Origin of the sequence: Streptomyces sp. NPDC029041 (assembly GCF_040637515.1) — a bacterium.
Classification (GTDB): Bacteria; Actinomycetota; Actinomycetes; order Streptomycetales; family Streptomycetaceae; genus Streptomyces.
In genome coordinates this window covers 45,332-60,989 of the sequence record NZ_JBEZWO010000016.1, presented here as the reverse complement: position 1 = coordinate 60,989, position 15,658 = coordinate 45,332, and the positions used below count along the sequence as shown (strand labels likewise).

Below are 15,658 nucleotides of genomic sequence, written 5' to 3'. Positions count from 1 at the left end.
TTCTCTCTGCGGTCAGGCCAGTACGGAACGGACGGCCGCGACCACGTCGTCGGCGGCGGGCAGCACGGCGCGCTCGAGGTCGGGGTGGAACGGGACGTGCACGTCCTCGCGGGTCACCAGCCGCGGCGGAGCGAGCAGCGAGTAGAACTCGTCGTCCGCCGACAGGAGTTCGGTGATCAGTCCGGCGCCGAAACTGCTCGTGCGGTTGTCCTCCTGCACCACGACCAGGCGCCCGGTGCGGCGCACGGAGGCGGCGACGGTCTCCCGGTCCACGGGCACCAGCCAGCGCAGGTCGATGACGTCGGCGGTGACCCCGTCGGCCGCGATGGCGTCGGCGGCGTCCAGGGCGAGTTCGGTGCCGTTGCCCCAGCTGACGACGGTGACGTCGGCACCGGGCCGCAGGGTGCGGGCGCCCAGGGCCGGCGTGGGCCGCGCGGCCGGTTCGCGGCGCTGCCGCATCAGGTGCTTGGGCAGCAGGATGAGCGTCGGGTCGGGGGCGGTGAACGACTCCAGGAAGGCGGCCTCGGTGTCCTCGGGAGTGGAGGGGACGACGACCCGCAGGCCCGGCAGGTGGGTGAACAGGCTCTCGTTGCTCTGGCTGTGCCAGATCCCGCCGCCCGGCAGGTAGCCGCCCCAGGGCGCGTAGATGACGACCGGGCACTGCCACGCGGAGACGGTGCGCCAGCGCAGCGTGGTGAGCTGGGCGGCGATCTGGTTCCAGGCGGGTCCGGCGAAGTCGACGAACTGGAGTTCCACGACGGGCCGCAGCCCTGCGGCGGCGAGCCCCACGGCGGCGCCGACGATGGTGGCCTCGGCGAGCGGCGCGTTGGTCATGCGGTCGCCGGCCACCTCGCCCAGTCCCTTGGTGAAGCCGAAGACGCCGCCCTTGGGATCATCGATGTCCTCGCCGAACAGGACGAGGTCGGGGTGGCGGGCCAGTCCGGTCGCCAGGGCCCGGTTGACCGCGGACACCATGGTGCCGCCGCACGGCTCGGTGAGCGGCGCGCCGGCCGTGTCCGCCCCGGGGGCGGGCGGCTCGGGCTGCCCGGCCGGCGCGAACAGGTGCTCCATGATCGTCTTGGGGTCGGCGGCCGGTTCCGCGGCGACCCGCTCGTAGACGGCCTCGATCTCCTCGGCGTGCCGTGCCCGGGTGCCTTCCAGCCATGCCTCGTCGACGGCTCCCTCCGCGAGCAGCCGCGTGGTGAAGATGTCCACGGGGTCGCGCAGGGCGCTCAGGTCCTCCTGGCTGCGGTAGACGCGGTGGTCGTCGGAGGACGTGTGCGAGTCGAGCCGGTCGAGTTCGCACCACAGGACGCGGGGGCCCTCGCCGCCCCGCACGGCGCTCAGGGCGCTTCGGGCGGCGGCGTGCACGGCGTCGGGGTCCGCTCCGTCGACGACGGTGGTACGCGCGCGCGGCAGCAGTCCCAGGGCCTGGGGTGACATGTGCTCGGTCGGCGTGGAGATCCCGTAGCCGTTGTCGGCGACCAGGAAGAGGACGGGCAGGCCGCGCTCCACCGCGAAGGCGACCGCCTCGAAGAACTCGCCCTGCCGGGTGGAGGCGTCGCCGATGGAGCAGACGACGACCTGCTCGCGATTCTGCAATTGCGCGGCCCAGGCTGCTCCAACGGCCGGCAGGCACTGGCTTCCGGTCGGGCTCGCGACGGAGAAGACATTCCCTTCGCGGTGGCCGAAATGGGCGCTCATATTGCGTCCGCCGGAATGTGAATCGGCTTTGGCCATCAGATCGCGGGCTTGCGCCTCGGGGTCCATTCCACGGGCCAGCAGCAGCGTGCGGTCACGGTAGTGAGGGACGATCAGGTCCTCGGGTCCCAGCAGCTCACAGAGGGCGGCCAACGCCTCGTGCCCGGCTGAGGAGATGTGGAACCAGGCGTGGCCCTGACGCAGCACGAGGCCCGATCTGCGGTCGCATTCACGGGAGAGCAGCATCAGTTCGAGGAAGTCAACCCGTCGGTCGGCGGGTATCCCGGAAAGCCCGGATTCTTTCTTCCGTTTCGTCACAACCGAATGCTGCCTTGTCGCCGTGGTCGCCGCATCGCCCCCAACGACCAACTCTTCGCACCCCCGTGATCCCTCGTGAGAGGGAGTGCCGGTCGATTCGGCTACGGAAAAATAGTGACCCCTCCCTCCCGGGAAGGGGGGGCACCGGGAATCGGTGTCCTGGGAGGGAGGGGTGTCCTGGGCGGGGCGGATGTGCGGGCCGGCCCGGTGAGCGGTACCACTCACCGGGCCACGAGGCGCTCACCGACGGCTTCCGGTGCGGCCGTGACGGCCGGCTCCGGATGCGCCATGAGTATGGACCGCTGGAGCCGGCCCAGCGAGGTCGACGGCTCCAGGCCCAGCTCCCGTACGAGGGTGGTGCGCAGCCGCTGGTAGACGTTGAGGGCCTCACCGCGACGGCCCGAGCGGTGCAGTGCGAGCATGAACTGCCCGTGCAGGCTCTCGTGCATCGGATACCGGTTGACCAGCACCGTCAGTTCGGACAGCAGCTCACGGTGGTGGCCGAGCCGCAGGTCCGCCTCGATGCGCTGGTCGAGGGCGCACAGGCGGGTCTCCTCCAGGCGCCTGACCTCCAGGGCGATCTGGCTGCCGGCCTGGACGTCGGCGAGCGCGGCTCCCGTCCACAGGGACAGCGCGTCGCGCAGCCGCCGGGCCGCACCGGAGTAGTCCTCCGCGTCCATGCAGCGGTACCCGGCGCCCGCCCGCCGCTCCAGCTCCTTGAAGTCGAGGGAGCCGCCGCGGGTCTCCAGCCGGTATCCGCCCGGCAGGGTGACGAGGATGTCCTTGGCGTTGGTCCGCTCGTCGCCGCCCAGGAGCAGCGCCTCACCGATGAGTTCGCGCAGTTGCAGGATGTAGGTCTGCAGCGTGGTGCGTGCGCTGCGCGGCGGGTGCTCGTCCCACAGCTCCTCGGTGAGCATGGCCACCGGTACGACGCGGTCCGCGTTGAGCGCGAGCAGGGCCAGGACCTGACGGGGCTTGGGCGCGGTGGGCGCGATCGAGATGCCGTGCTCCCGCACCGACAACGGGCCCAGTACTTCGATGTCCATCGTTTCTCCCCTGGTCGGTGCAGGCAGGTCGGCACGTACGGGGCCGCCCGCCTCGCCACCGGACTCAGCGTGCTGCGGCATCGTGGCCCTGATGAATAAAAAAACAGCGCGGTTGGTTTGTCAATCGTCCGGGCTGTAATCTCCTCTCTCATGAGCCCGCGCACCTCCCTGGAGCGCCCGTCAGGCCGCCTGGACAGCCCCCTCGCCACGGACCGCCGTCAGGCATCCGTCGTTGCAGGTGGGAAGCGACTCTGCGGTCCTCCAGCGACCCGTCGCGGCGAACAGCGCGGGGACCGAATCCAACTGGTACCGCCCGTGCTCCAGCAGCAGGACCCCACCCGGCCGCAGCAGCCGGCTCGCCGTCCGTTCCATCGCCCGGATCATCTGCAGACCGCCTTCACCAGCCCAAAGAGCCAGTGGCGGATCGTAGTTGAGGACCTCTGGGGAGCTGGTGCGCAGCCCGATGGGGATATAGGGCGGATTGCTCACGACCAGATCGACGGTGCCGTCCAGCTCGGGGAAGGCCTCCCGCGCGTCACCCTGCACGATCCGCGCGCCGGTGCCGCGCGCGTTTCGGATCGCAACGTGTGCCGCCGCCTCCGACAGTTCCACTCCGTACACCCTCGCCCGAGGGAAGCGACGGGCGATCGTGACCGCCATGGTGCCGGGTCCCGCACAGAGATCGACCACCAGAGGCGAAGGCGAGCCCTGCTGAAACAGACCGCCCAGTCTGCCGATCGCGTCCTCGACTATCTCGGCGGTCTCGGGCTTGGGCACGAACACCCCTGGGGCCAGTTCGAAGCGGTGCCCCATGAACCAGGCGTGGCCGACGATGCGTTCGGCGGGCTCCCGGGCGGCCCGGCGCTCCACGTACGCCCAGAAGCCGTCGGGGACCGGCCCCGCCAGCTGTCCGTCGAGCTCGGCGGGGACCACCCGCAGCGCGTGGGCCGCCAGGAGCCGGACGTCCCCGCGGGCCGCCTCCTGCCCGATGCCCGCCTCGACGAGGCGCCCGGCCGCCGTGTCCAGCGCGACGGCGAGGGTGTCCGGCGCGGCCCCGGCAGGGCGGACGTCGGCGCTCACGAGGCGCTCCGCTGCGGCACGTCGGCGTCCGGGCCGCCCGTCGCGATCCACTCGTCCTCCAGGCGGCACGTCTCGGCGATGATCGTGTCGTACAGGCGCCGCAGGAACGCCGGCTCGATGCCGTGTTCCTCGGCGTACCGCGCGGCGCGGCCCTGCACGGTGGCGATGCGGTGCGGCTGCATCATCGCCACGCCGTGCACGCGCTTGTACTCGCCGATGCGCAGGCAGACCTCCAGGCGCTCGCGCACCGCGTCGAGCAGGCCTGCGTCGACCGCGTCGAGGCGGGCGCGCAGCGACTCCAGGTCCTCGGACGCGTTGACGGGTCCGACGCGTAGTGACATGACTACTCCTTCGATCATCGAGTGACGGGCTGGGAGGCAAGGTGTTCGAGCACTGTGTGGTGGCGGGCGGAACCGGCGCGGTGGGGCGGATGTTCGCCGACCGGCTGGCCGAGTCGGGCGCGGCGGTGCTGCGCGTCGACCCGGCCGGGGCGGGGCCGGGCGCCCTGGCCGACGACATCCGCGCGCCGGGTCCCGCCGCGGCCCGGGCCCTGGCCGCGGCCGACCTGGTGTTGCTGGCGGTACCGGAGTCGGTGGCCCTGGACGCCGTGGGTCCCGTGACCCGGCTGATGCGGACCGACGCGCTGTTCGCGGACACCCTGTCGGTCAAGGGCGGCATCGCGGAACGCCTGCGGGCCCGGGCGCCCCGCACGCAGGCGGTGAGCCTCAACCCGATGTTCGCTCCGTCGCTGCCGCTGCCGGGCCGGCCGGTGGCCGCGACCGTCGTCACCGACGGGCCCGCCGTGCGGGCGTTGCTGGCGCTCATCGCCCGGTGGGGCGCCCGGGTGGTGGAGATGCCCGCGCCGGAGCACGACAGGCTGACCGCGGCGCAGCAGGCGGCGACGCACACGGCCGTCCTCGCCTTCGGTCTGGCGCTGGGCACGCTGGGCGTCGACGTCGGGGCGCTGCGCGCCACGGCGCCGCCCCCGCACCGCACGCTGCTCCAGCTCCTCGCCCGCATCTCGTCGGGCTCTGCGGAGGTGTACTGGGACGTCCAGGCGGGCAATCCGCACGCGCTCGCCGCCCGTGAGGCGGTGGGCCACGGCCTGGAGCGGCTGGGGCGGGCCGTGGCGAGCGGTGACGCGGCGGCGTTCGAGACCCTGTTCGCGGAGCTGCGGGCCACGCTCGGGGACCGGCACCGGACCGAACTGGCCGAGGCCTGCGCCGAGGCCTTCGCCGGGCCGCGCTGAACGCGAGGGCGGCCGGGCCCGCGCCCCGGAAGCGGTCACCGCACGCTGCCGGCCAGCAGCTTGCGCGCCCCGGCCGGGGCGGCGGCCTGTGCCTGGCGCAGCGCGCGCAGCGTGGTGCGGGCCTTGAGCAGCATCTCCTGCACCTCGTCGTCCGGGTCGGACAGCGCGATGACCGCCCCGCCGACGCCGATCGTGGCGGCTTCCTCGGTGGCGACGATCGTCCGGATGACGATGCTGAGGTCGACCGCCCCACTCAGGGCGAAGTAGCCCAGAGCGCCGGAGTAGACGCCGCGCGGCCCGCCTTCGAGACGGTCGATGAACTGCATGGTGCGCACCTTCGGTGCCCCGGTCATCGACCCGCCGGGGAACGCGGCGCGCACGGCCGCGGGCCGCGACACCCCATCCGCCAGTCGCCCCCGTACGGTGCTCACCAGCTGGTGCACGGTCGCGTACGACTCGACGTCGAACAGCTTGGGCACACGGACGCTGCCGATCTCGCAGACCTGCCCGAGGTCGTTGCGGACCAGGTCCACGATCATCAGGTTCTCCGAGCGGTCCTTCTCCGCCGTGGCCAGTCCCCGGGCGACGGCCGCGTCCTCGGCCGGGGTCGCCCCACGGGGCCGGGTGCCCTTGATCGGCTTGGACTCCGCGGTGCCCGCCGCGTCGATGCGCAGGAACCGCTCGGGCGAGGAGGAGAGCACGGCGCCCTCGGGGAACTGGAGGTACGCGGCGTACGGCGCCGGGCTGATGGCACGCAGCGCCCGGTAGGCGGTGAGCGGGTCGATCCGGCCGGGCACGCGCAGCAGGTTGGTCAGACACACCTCGTAGGTCTCGCCGTCGCGGATGAGTCGCCGGCATTCCTCGACCAGCTCCCGGTACTCGGCCGGCTCGTGCCGGAACTCCACGTCCAGGGGCAGCAGTTCCGCGTCGGGCAGCAGCCGGACGGGCGGGCGGGGCACGGCGGTGGCGAGGGCAGCGGCCGCGTCGGCGAGCCAGTCCTCGGCCGCGCGGGCGCTCGCCGGGTGCCCCGGGCCGCTCAACGCGAGCAGCCAAGCGCGGTCGTCGGCGTGGTCGATGGCGACCATCCGGTCCGCGAACACAAAGGCCCCGTCGGGCAGCTGGGCCGAGTGGGCGTGGTCGCCGCCGGCGTCGGCCTTGGCCTCGTACCCCAGGTAGCCGACGTATCCGAGGTTGAACTCGAAGGGCAGGTCCGGTGCCGGGGTGCGGCGCGCCGCCAGCTCCCGCTCCAGGTACTCGAAGAGCGTGCCGGTTCGGCGCCGCACCGCGCCCGCGTGGTCGCGTATCCGTACGAGTCCTTCGGCCACGTCGTAGGTGAGCGTCTCGCCGAGGGGGCCCCGGGGCGCGCCCAGGAAGGTGAAGCGGGACAGGCCCGGGTCGACCCGGCTGCTGTCCAGCCAGAAGCGGGCCGGAGCGTCACCGAACAGTTCCTCGAACGCGGCGTCGGCGTCCGGAACCTCGGCCAACTCCCGTACGTGCAGACGCAGTTCCGCAGGGCCACCGGTCAGGTCCCGGCCGGGGGCCGCGGGCGCACCGGCCACGCCCGGCACCTCCACGCCCAGCGGCGCCTGGTTGCGGGCTCGCAGGCTCAGGTCGCGGAAGTTGGCGAGCAGCCGGTGGCCGTACTCGCTGCTGATGGATTCCGGGTGGAACTGCACGCCCCAGCGCGGCGCCCGGCGATGCCGTACCGCCATCAGCAGGCCGTCCCCTGTGGTGGCGGTGGCCTCCAGGTCCGCGGGCGGGGCGTGGACGGTGAGCGAGTGGTAGCGCACCACGCGCAGCGGCGAGGGGATCCCGGCGAACAGGTCGCGCCCGTCGTGCTCGATCATGCTGGTCCGGCCGTGCACGGGTTCGGGGGCGTGTCCGACTTCGCCGCCGCCGAGCAGGCACAGCGCCTGGTGCCCGAGACACACGCCGAGCAGCGGCAGGTCCCAGGCCTCGATGACGCGCCGGCTGAGTCCGAGGTCGGTGTCGGTGCCGGGGTGGCCGGGGCCGGGCGAGACGACCACGTTGTCGAAGTCCCGCGGGTCGAGCGCCGTGAACCCGGCGTGGTCGTCGTTCTTGACGACCACGGGCGGGCAGGCGTTCACCTCGGCCAGCATCTGGAAGAGGTTGTAGGTGAACGAGTCGTAGTTGTCGATCAGCAGGGTTCGTACGGTGCGCACGGCTGCCCCCTCGGTCTCAGGCTCGGCGTACGGTCAGCGGGAGGTTCCGCACACCGAGCAGCCCGTCGCGGTGGTAGCGCAGGCGCGCGCCCTCGGTGACGCGCACGTCGGCGAAGCGGTCGAGCAGTGCCTCCAGCGCGATCCGGCCCTCCAGGCGGGCGAGCGGGGCGCCGAGGCAGTAGTGGATGCCGTGGCCGAAGGCGATCTGCCGTCGGGCGTCGCGTGCGGGGTCGAAGCGCTCGGGCTCCGGGAAGAAGCGCTCGTCGTGGTTGGCCGACAGGAGCGAGGGGACGACCATGCGGCCGGCGGGGACGGTGACGCCCGCGATCTCGGTCTCGCGGGTGGTGACCCGGGCCATGACGGTGATCGGCGGGCGAAGCCGCATGACCTCCTCGATGACGGCGGGGACGAGTGTGCGGTCGGCCCGCACCCGGGCGGCGACCTGAGGGTTCTCCTCCAGGCACAGCACCGTGTTGCCCAGCATCATGGACGTCGAGACGTGCCCGGCCATCAGCAGCAGGCCACCGAACTCGATGATCTGCCGGTCCGTCAGAGTAGTGCCGTCGACCTCGGCGGCCACCAGCTTGGAGATCAGGTCGTCGCCCGGGTTCCTCCTGCGGTCCTCGACGTGCCCGAGCAGATACTCGTGCATCGCCTTCATCGGTTCCTTGACGAGCTTCTCGTAGTCCTCACCCGCCCCGTCGCCGAACTGCATGTCCGCCGGGTCGTCGACCTGCATCGACAGCATCCGGTCCGACCAGGAACGGAACAGGGCACGGTCCTCGGCCGGCACGCCGAGCAGCTCGGCGATCACGATGACCGGCAGGGGGTAGGCGAAGTCCGCCACCAGGTCGAACGAGTCGCCCTCGATCCCGTCGAGCAGCTGCCCGGCGAGTTCCACGATCCGCGGCTCCAGTTCCGCGACCGTGCGGGGGGTGAACGCCTTGCTGACCAGCTGGCGCAGCGTGCGGTGCACCGGCGGGTCGATCACCGAGAGGATCTCCTCGGTCAGCGCCTCGGAGCCGGGGCGCAGCCGGTGCAGCTCGGAGGAGAAGACCTCCGGGTCGGATGCGACGCCGAGCACGTCGGCGTGCCGGTAGACGTGGAAGACCCCGTATTCGTCCTCGTGAACGGGGTGCTCGTCGCGCATCCGGCGCAGCCAGCCGAAGAGTCGGTGTCCGCCGTCCTCGATGGTCGGCCGGGGGGCGGGCAGGGTCTTCTGGGCCATCGAGCGGTTTCCTTCGCGGGGGGAGTCGAATCGTGGTGCGGGAGGGGTCCGGTTCAGTGCCCGACCGGGGCGGCGACGGGCAGCGAGTGCAGCGCGTACGGGTCGAGGGCGTCGGCCGGGTGGTGCTCGATCTGGAGGCGGCGGCCGAGGCCGTGCTCGGCCGCCGCCTCCAGGAAGACCTCCATGGCCAGCGCGTCCTCGAAGGCGAATCCGGTCGAATCGAACACGGTCAGCGCGCCGCGGTGCTCGTGGGCGAGGGCCGGCTCGGCCACCAGCCGGGTCAGGCCCGGGCCGGTCAGGTGCGCGGCGAGCTGCTGGCACTCGCCTTCCCGGTGGGCCTGTTCGGGGTGGTCGGCGGTGACGAAGGCCCGGCGCAGCAGGGACAGCGGCAGTTCGGTCTTGCCCACGAGGTCGGCGCCGACGGCGTTGACGTGCAGATGCTCGCGGTAGCTCCCCTCCGGCAGCACCGGACCGCAGCCGACGGGGACCGCGGTGGCGGTGGTGATGATGTCCGCCTCGGCAGCGATCGCTGCGGGGTCGGCGCACTCCACCGCGAGGCCGGTGAACGCGGCGCGGCGCGCGAAACTCTCGCGGTGCGCCGGGTCCGTGTCCCACACCAGGACCCGCTCCAGCGGAAACACCAGCGACAGCGCGTGAAGCTGGGTGACCGCCTGGGCACCGGCGCCGATGAGGCCGAGGGTCCGGCTCCCGGGAAGGGCCAGCAGCCGGCTGGCGACGGCCGAGGCGGCGCCGGTACGGATCGCGGTGAGCAGCACGCCGTCCATCAGGGCGGTGAGGGCACCGGTGCTGTCGTCGTAGCGGGCCACGGTGCCGATGATGGTGGGCAGGCCGAAGTGCCCGGGGTTGCCGGGGCTGTAGCCGACGGTCTTGAGGGTGATGCTGTCGCCCGGGTCGCGGTGCGGCATCCACTCGAAGATGCCGGGCACCGGCTCCGTGCGCTCGAACCCGCCTCGCGGGGGCGACAGTTCACGGTCGCCGCGGCCGATCTCCGCGAAGCCCTCGGCGAGCCGGTCGATGACCCGGACCATCAGGGCGTCGCGTCCGACCGCGGTCACGATCTCCGCGATGTCGTGCCTGCTCAGGACCCAGGTCTCCATGGGGTGCTTCCCTCTTCCCGCGCGCTCGGCATGGCTTTCCCTCAGCCCGTACGTCCGCATCGTGGCCGTACGGGCTGACGCCGGGCTGATCGCCGCCTGACGCGCCGGGCCGCCGCGGCACCCGCGCATCAGCGGCGTGTCAACGCCCCTGCGGACACTGGCCGGGACCCGAACGGCGGAAGGACGGACGATGCTGGACGGATGCGTGCCCTGGCCCGAGGAGCTGGCCTCGCGTTATCGCGAGGCCGGGTACTGGCGGGGCGAGACGCTCGGTGCGCTGCTGCGGCGGTGGGCCCACGAGTACCGCGACCGGGAGGCCCTGGTGGGTGCGGACGGGCGGCGCCGCATCACCTATCGCGCCCTGGACGAGTGGTGCGACCGCCTCGCCGCGGGGTTCGCGGCCCGTGGCATCGCCCCCGGCGACCGGGTCCTGGTGCAACTGCCCAACACCCCGGACTTCGTGGCGGTCTGCTTCGCGCTGTTCCGCCTGGGAGCCCTCCCGGTGTTCGCGCTGCCCGCGTACCGCGACAACGAGATCCGGCACCTGGCCGAGCTGTCCGGCGCGAGCGCGTACATCGTGCCGGACACCTGCAACGGTTTCGACCACCGGGAACTGGCCCGCTCGGTCCGCGACACACTCCCGCAGATCTCCCAGGTGTTCGTCGCCGGCGACCCGGGCGGGGCCGAGGGCTGTGTCGCACTGGCCGACGTGGACGCCGAGCCGGTGGACCTTCCCGAGCCGGACGCCTCGGACGTCGCGTTCTTCCTGCTGTCCGGGGGGACGACAGCGCTGCCGAAGCTGATCCCGCGCACCCACGACGACTACGCGTACCAGACGCGGATCACGCGCGAGATCTGCGGCCTGGACGGCGACACCGTCTATCTGGCGGTCCTGCCGGTCGCCTTCAACTTCCCCTGGGGCTGCCCCGGCATCATCGGGACGCTGGGGGCCGGCGGGCGTGTCGTCTTCGCCGAGACGCCCCAGCCACTGGCCTGCTTCCCGTTGATCGAGCGGGAGCGCGTCACGCTCACCTCGGTGATCCCCACGATCGTCCATCTGTGGCTGGCCGCCGTCGAGGAGGGACACGACCACGACCTCGGCAGCCTGCAGGTTCTCCAGGTGGGCAGCGCCAAGCTGCAGGACGAGGTGGCGGCCCGCATCGAGCCGCTGCTGGGGGTGCGGCTCCAGCAGGTCTTCGGCATGGCCGAGGGCCTGCTGACGTTCACCCGGTACGACGACCCGCAGCAGACGATCCTGACGACACAGGGCCGCCCGGTCTCCCCCGCCGACGAGATCCGCGTGGTGGACGCCGACGGCGCGGACGTCCCGGACGGCGGGATCGGAGAACTGCTCACCCGGGGCCCGTACACACTGCGCGGCTACTACCGGGCACCCGAGCACAACGCCCGGGCCTTCACCGAGGACGGCTTCTACCGCTCCGGCGACCTGGTGCGGCGCACCCGCGACGGGAACATCGTGATCGAGGGCCGGGTCAAGGACGTCGTCATCCGGGGCGGCGACAAGGTCTCGGCCACCGAGGTCGAAGGTCATCTCACGGCTCACCCGGACGTACAGCAGGCGGCGGTGGTGGCGATGCCCGATCCGGTGCTGGGCGAGAAGGTGTGCGCGTACGTGATCGCGGCGCCGGGACGGCCGGCCCCCCGGCTGCCGGTGCTGCGTGAACTGCTGCGATCCAGGGGCCTGGCCGCGTACAAGCTGCCGGACCGCGTCGAGGTCGTCGACTCCTTCCCGCTGACCGGCCTGCACAAGGTCGACAAGAAGGTGCTGCGGGCCCGGATCGCGGACAAGCTGGGGCGGCTCGCGGAGGTGGCGGCATGAGCGCCGTGGCCCTGCAAGGGGGCAGCTACCGCGTGCCGTTCGCCCGCCGGGGCAGCGTCCTCGGCGAGGCCGATCTCGCGGCCCTGACGCAATTGGTGCAGGCCGAGGGAACGTTGACGTCCGGTGTGTGGCGCGACCGGTTCGAGGAGCGCTTCCGCGAGCGGATCGGCGCCCGGCACGCGCTGACCGTCACCAGCGGAACGGTCGCCCTGGAACTGGCCACCCGCCTTCTGGACCTCGCCCCGGGCGACGAGGTGATCGTGACCCCGCAGACCTTCCAGGCCACGATCCAGCCCCTGCTGGACCATGACGTACGGGTCCGCTTCTGCGACGTGGACCCCGACACCCTGAACATGGATCCCGACGTCCTGGAGACGCTGGTCACGGAGCGCACCCGCGCGATCTTCCTGGTCCACTACGGCGGCAACCCGGCCGACATGGACCGGATCACGGCGATCGCCCGGCGGCACGGGGCGATCGTGGTGGAGGACAGTGCCCACGGCCTGGGCGCCCTGTACAAGGGGCGCCACCCGGGCGCCCTCGCCGACATCGGCTGCTTCAGCTTCCACTCCACCAAGAACATCACCACGCTCGGCGAGGGCGGCATGATCACCCTGGCTCGCGACGAGTGGGCCGAGCGAGTGCTGCGCATCCGCGACAACGAGGTGGACGGCGTGTACACGCCCCGCACCACGGCGGAGGGCGAGCGTCCCGCGCTGCTGCCGTGGATGAAGTTCGCCGACTCCGTCTACCGGCACACGGCGGTCGGTATCCGCGGTGCGGGCACCAACGCCACCATGTCCGAGGCCGCGGCCGCCGTGGGGGTGGTGCAACTGGGCTCGCTGGACCGCTTCGTGGCCCGGCGCCGGTGGATCGCGAGCCGCTTCGACGAGGCACTGTCGGCGTTCCCCGGTGTGCGCCTGCACCGCGCGGAGCCGGACAGCAGGCACGCCTACCACCTCTACACGTTCTTCCTGTCCGGAGGGCGGGAGCTGCGCGAGCACTTCGTGCGGGCGGTGGACCAGCTGGGCGTGGAGATCCAGCTGCGCTACTTCCCGCTCCACCTGTCGCCGGAGTGGCGGCTGCGCGGGCACGGCCCGGGCGAGTGCCCGCAAGCCGAACGCGTGTGGTTCGAGGAGCATATGAACCTGCCGTGCCACCCGGGTCTGACCGACGACCAGGTCGAGTACGTGGTCGCGTCGGTGACGCGGGCGCTGCGGGAGGCGTACGAGAAGGCGAGCCTGGCCCGGATCGCGTGACCCGGCCGCGTCCGCCCCGACAAGACCTCCGAGCGAGAGGAAAGCAGCCGGACATGCCCTTCATCGATGTCAAGATCTACGACCGCCGACTGACACCCGAGTCCGAGCGTGCCCTGATCGAGCGGCTCACGCAGGCCACGGTGGACGTCCTGGGCGAGGAGGTGCGCGAGCAGACCTGGATCACGCTCACCGGGATCCCCCCGCAGCACTGGGGCATCGCGGGGAAGCCGGGGACGTAGCATCCGGCGCGAGCCGGACACGACGAACGCGCGAGGCCCCGGGGTGATGGACCCCGAAGCCTCGCGCGTTCGTCGTGTCCGGCCGGTGCGGCTATCCGACAGCGGCCGGGGTCTTTGCCGCTTCGTGCCGGCCGGCGGCCCGGTCGGCCACGTGCAGCAGGGTGCCGGCCAGCAGGCCCCCGGCGAAGACCGCCGCCGCGCCGATGAGCTGACTGGTGCTCACCGCGTCCGCGAACGCGTCGTGGACCTGCCCGACGAGCCGGGGGTCGTCGCCGGCGTCCGTGAGCGCCACCGCCAGCGACCCCGACGCGCCCACGCCCGCGGGGAGCAACGCCGCGAACCGGGAGCCCAGGACGGCGCCGAGCACCGCCACCCCGAGCCCGCCGCCGAACTCGGTGAGCGTGCCCTGCACACCCGCCCCGACACCGGCCTTGGCGGGCGGGATCGACGACATGATCGAGACGGCCATCGCGGGCATGGCCAGGGCGATACCGCAGCCCATCAGGACGAGACCGACGAGCATCCCGCCGTAGCCCGCGTCGGAGCCCGAACCGAGCACCGCCACCGCGCTCAGCCCGGCCGCGAGCAGCGTCATCCCGAGCGCGATCGAGCGCGCCGCGCCCAGCTTGGCGAGCAGCTTGGCGCCGATGCCCGCGAGGTTGAGGCAGACGATGGTCAGGGCGAGCGGCGCGGTCCGCAGACCGGCCTGGAGGGCGTCGTAGCCGAGCACGAGCTGCAGGTGCTGGGTGAGCAGGAACAGCGAACCGGCCATGCCGAGCGCCACGAGCAGCCCGCCCGCCATCGCCCCGTTGAAGCGGCGGCTGCGGAAGAAGCTCATGTCCAGCATCGGGTGAGGCACCCGCAACTCCCAGCGTACGAAGGCCAGCAGCGCGAGCACCCCCACCGCCGCGGGCACCAGGACCCGAGCGGAGCTCCAGCCGTGCTCGGGCCCGGAGATGATCGCGTACACCACGCCCACCATGCCGATCGTGGACAGCAGCGCGCCGACGAGGTCGGGCCGGTCGCCCTGCGGGTTCTTGGTCTCCGGCACGAGCCGGGCGGCGGCCAGCAGGCCGAACAGCGCGACGGGGATGTTGATGAGGAAGATCGAGCCCCACCAGAAGTGGTCGAGGAGGGCCCCGCCGATCAGGGGCCCGGCGGCGAAGCCGAGCGAACTGACCGCGCCCCACAGGCCGATGGCCCGCGGCCGCTCCTCGTCGTCGAACACCTGCATGATCACCGCGAGGGTGGTGGTCGCGAGCAGCGCGCCGCCGATGCCCATGCCGGCACGGGCTGCGATGAGCTGCCCGGAGCTCTGGGCGAGGGCCGCCACGGCGGAAGCGAGGCCGAACAGGACGAGTCCGGTGAGCAGCATCAGCCTGCGGCCGTAGCGGTCGGCGACGCTGCCCGCGGTGAGCAGGAGTCCGGACTGCACCAGGGCGTAGGCGTTGACCATCCACTGGACGTCGGCCGTGCTCGCGCCCAGGTCCTCGGTGAGCACCGGGATGGCGACGTTGAGGACCGTGTTGTCGAGCAGGACGACGAGTTGGGCCAGGCAGATCACCCCCAGGACGACCCAGCGCCTCGGGTCACGTTGTGCCGATGTCTCCGGCTGGGTGCTGTGCAAGGAAATACCTCCTGGGGGGATGGGGTTCGCCGGTCGGCACGGGTCCGTGGTGGACGGGTGCGACCGGACCTGTGGCCCGGTGTTCCGGGCCGGCCGGGCGTCAGGCCTTCTGATCCGCCGCTTCGGTGCGGGCGGCGTCCTTGGTTCGCGCAGGGTGGGCGCCCTCCGCCGTGAGCGTCCCGAGCGTCGCCGGGGCGGCGAGCAGGGGCAGGAGCAGCTGCCAGAACCGGGTGAGGGTGCGGCGCGAGAGCCACTCCGCGTCCCGCACCCCCAGCACCTCGAACCCCACGGTCGCGGCCACGACGGCGAGCGTCACGTCCCGCGGGGGCACGGCGGCCAGGACGCCCTCGTCATCGGCCCGCCTGACGGTGCCCTCGACCCACCGGCTCCACGCGCGTCTCAGATTCCGCCCGTCCGCGTGCAAGGACTCACCGCTCAGGCCGAAGCCGGCTCTCAGGACCACGTCCTCGCGCAGCGCGCGCGCCAGTTCGTGGGTGGCGTCCACCAGGGTCTGCAGGGCGTTGGGCCGGCCGGCGCAGCGCTGGGTGACACGGTCCAGCCGGTTCCCGGCGTTCTCCTCGACGGCTCCCGCGAGCGCCGCCTTGCTGGCGAAGTGGAAGTGCAGTGCCCCGTTGCTCACACCCGCCCGGCTGCTGATCGCGGTGAGGGATGCCACGGTGAAACCCTCGCGGTCGAAGACCTCGGCGGCCGACTCGATCAGTGCCTCGCGCGTGCGCAGGGCACGTTCCTGTTTGACCATCACGGTGCTC

At 72.5% G+C, this 15,658-nt stretch carries 13 protein-coding genes; 4 read left to right on the top strand and 9 right to left on the bottom strand.

Features of this window, described 5'->3' with window-relative positions; genetic code table 11:
• Positions 1–12 precede the first annotated feature (12 nt).
• From AB0F04_RS32620 to AB0F04_RS32605, 4 genes are all read right to left on the bottom strand, one after another.
• Complete coding sequence (locus tag AB0F04_RS32620) at positions 13–2,019, bottom strand: thiamine pyrophosphate-dependent enzyme (protein WP_362048255.1); 2,007 nt, start codon at positions 2,017–2,019, stop codon at positions 13–15.
• A gap of 221 nt (positions 2,020–2,240) precedes the next feature.
• On the bottom strand, positions 2,241–3,065 hold the full coding sequence (locus tag AB0F04_RS32615; protein ID WP_362048252.1) for an AfsR/SARP family transcriptional regulator: 825 nt from the start codon (positions 3,063–3,065) through the stop codon (positions 2,241–2,243).
• Positions 3,066–3,245: 180 nt separating this feature from the next.
• Entirely contained in the window at positions 3,246–4,145 is a 900-nt protein-coding gene (locus AB0F04_RS32610; protein WP_362048249.1) for a HemK/PrmC family methyltransferase, read from the bottom strand.
• Complete coding sequence (locus AB0F04_RS32605) at positions 4,142–4,486, bottom strand: chorismate mutase family protein (protein ID WP_362048246.1); 345 nt, start codon at positions 4,484–4,486, stop codon at positions 4,142–4,144. Before AB0F04_RS32605 ends, AB0F04_RS32610 begins: the two co-directional genes overlap by 4 nt.
• Before the next feature lie 41 nt (positions 4,487–4,527).
• Between AB0F04_RS32605 and AB0F04_RS32600 the strand changes: the two genes are divergently transcribed.
• Complete coding sequence (locus AB0F04_RS32600) at positions 4,528–5,394, top strand: prephenate dehydrogenase/arogenate dehydrogenase family protein (RefSeq protein ID WP_362048243.1); 867 nt, start codon at positions 4,528–4,530, stop codon at positions 5,392–5,394.
• Between the two features lie 35 nt (positions 5,395–5,429).
• Here AB0F04_RS32600 and pabB read toward each other — a convergent pair whose 3' ends face one another.
• Genes pabB through AB0F04_RS32585 form a run of 3 tightly spaced genes read right to left on the bottom strand, consistent with a single transcriptional unit; the run spans position 5,430 to position 9,923 of the window.
• Positions 5,430–7,577 (bottom strand): aminodeoxychorismate synthase component I, encoded by a 2,148-nt coding sequence (gene pabB, locus AB0F04_RS32595; protein ID WP_362048240.1) that lies wholly within the window; start codon positions 7,575–7,577, stop codon positions 5,430–5,432.
• A gap of 16 nt (positions 7,578–7,593) precedes the next feature.
• Positions 7,594–8,805, bottom strand: coding sequence for a cytochrome P450 (locus tag AB0F04_RS32590; RefSeq protein ID WP_362048237.1), 1,212 nt, complete (start codon positions 8,803–8,805; stop codon positions 7,594–7,596).
• Positions 8,806–8,858: 53 nt separating this feature from the next.
• Positions 8,859–9,923, bottom strand: coding sequence for an ornithine cyclodeaminase family protein (locus AB0F04_RS32585; protein WP_362048234.1), 1,065 nt, complete (start codon positions 9,921–9,923; stop codon positions 8,859–8,861).
• A gap of 190 nt (positions 9,924–10,113) precedes the next feature.
• On the opposite strand from AB0F04_RS32585, the gene AB0F04_RS32580 reads away from it, so the two are divergent.
• Genes AB0F04_RS32580 through AB0F04_RS32570 form a run of 3 tightly spaced genes read left to right on the top strand, consistent with a single transcriptional unit; the run spans position 10,114 to position 13,261 of the window.
• A complete protein-coding gene (locus AB0F04_RS32580) occupies positions 10,114–11,763 on the top strand; it encodes an AMP-binding protein (RefSeq protein ID WP_362048232.1) in 1,650 nt (549 codons plus the stop codon).
• Positions 11,760–13,022: a DegT/DnrJ/EryC1/StrS family aminotransferase gene (locus AB0F04_RS32575; RefSeq protein WP_362048229.1), complete on the top strand. Its 1,263-nt coding sequence runs from the start codon at positions 11,760–11,762 to the stop codon at positions 13,020–13,022. Before AB0F04_RS32580 ends, AB0F04_RS32575 begins: the two co-directional genes overlap by 4 nt.
• Before the next feature lie 53 nt (positions 13,023–13,075).
• A complete protein-coding gene (locus AB0F04_RS32570; protein WP_362048226.1) occupies positions 13,076–13,261 on the top strand; it encodes a 4-oxalocrotonate tautomerase family protein in 186 nt (61 codons plus the stop codon).
• A gap of 91 nt (positions 13,262–13,352) precedes the next feature.
• On the opposite strand, the gene AB0F04_RS32565 is transcribed toward AB0F04_RS32570, so the two are convergent.
• Together AB0F04_RS32565 and AB0F04_RS32560 are read right to left on the bottom strand one after the other, a co-directional pair.
• The gene (locus AB0F04_RS32565; RefSeq protein WP_362048411.1) at positions 13,353–14,894 is read right to left on the bottom strand and encodes an MFS transporter; all 1,542 of its coding nucleotides are present in this window, start codon (positions 14,892–14,894) and stop codon (positions 13,353–13,355) included.
• Between the two features lie 94 nt (positions 14,895–14,988).
• Entirely contained in the window at positions 14,989–15,648 is a 660-nt protein-coding gene (locus AB0F04_RS32560; protein WP_362048223.1) for a ScbR family autoregulator-binding transcription factor, read from the bottom strand.
• Positions 15,649–15,658: the final 10 nt, after the last annotated feature.

What these genes read in the sequence shown, in the direction of transcription:
- AB0F04_RS32580 (WP_362048232.1), top strand. Translation starts at nt 10,114, where the DNA reads ATGCTGGACGGATGCGTGCCCTGGCCCGAGGAGCTGGCCTCGCGTTAT.
- AB0F04_RS32575 (WP_362048229.1), top strand. Translation starts at nt 11,760, where the DNA reads ATGAGCGCCGTGGCCCTGCAAGGGGGCAGCTACCGCGTGCCGTTCGCC.
- AB0F04_RS32570 (WP_362048226.1), top strand. Translation starts at nt 13,076, where the DNA reads ATGCCCTTCATCGATGTCAAGATCTACGACCGCCGACTGACACCCGAG.
- AB0F04_RS32585 (WP_362048234.1), bottom strand. Translation starts at nt 9,923, where the DNA reads ATGGAGACCTGGGTCCTGAGCAGGCACGACATCGCGGAGATCGTGACC.
- AB0F04_RS32560 (WP_362048223.1), bottom strand. Translation starts at nt 15,648, where the DNA reads ATGGTCAAACAGGAACGTGCCCTGCGCACGCGCGAGGCACTGATCGAG.
- AB0F04_RS32605 (WP_362048246.1), bottom strand. Translation starts at nt 4,486, where the DNA reads ATGTCACTACGCGTCGGACCCGTCAACGCGTCCGAGGACCTGGAGTCG.
- AB0F04_RS32590 (WP_362048237.1), bottom strand. Translation starts at nt 8,805, where the DNA reads ATGGCCCAGAAGACCCTGCCCGCCCCCCGGCCGACCATCGAGGACGGC.
- AB0F04_RS32615 (WP_362048252.1), bottom strand. Translation starts at nt 3,065, where the DNA reads ATGGACATCGAAGTACTGGGCCCGTTGTCGGTGCGGGAGCACGGCATC.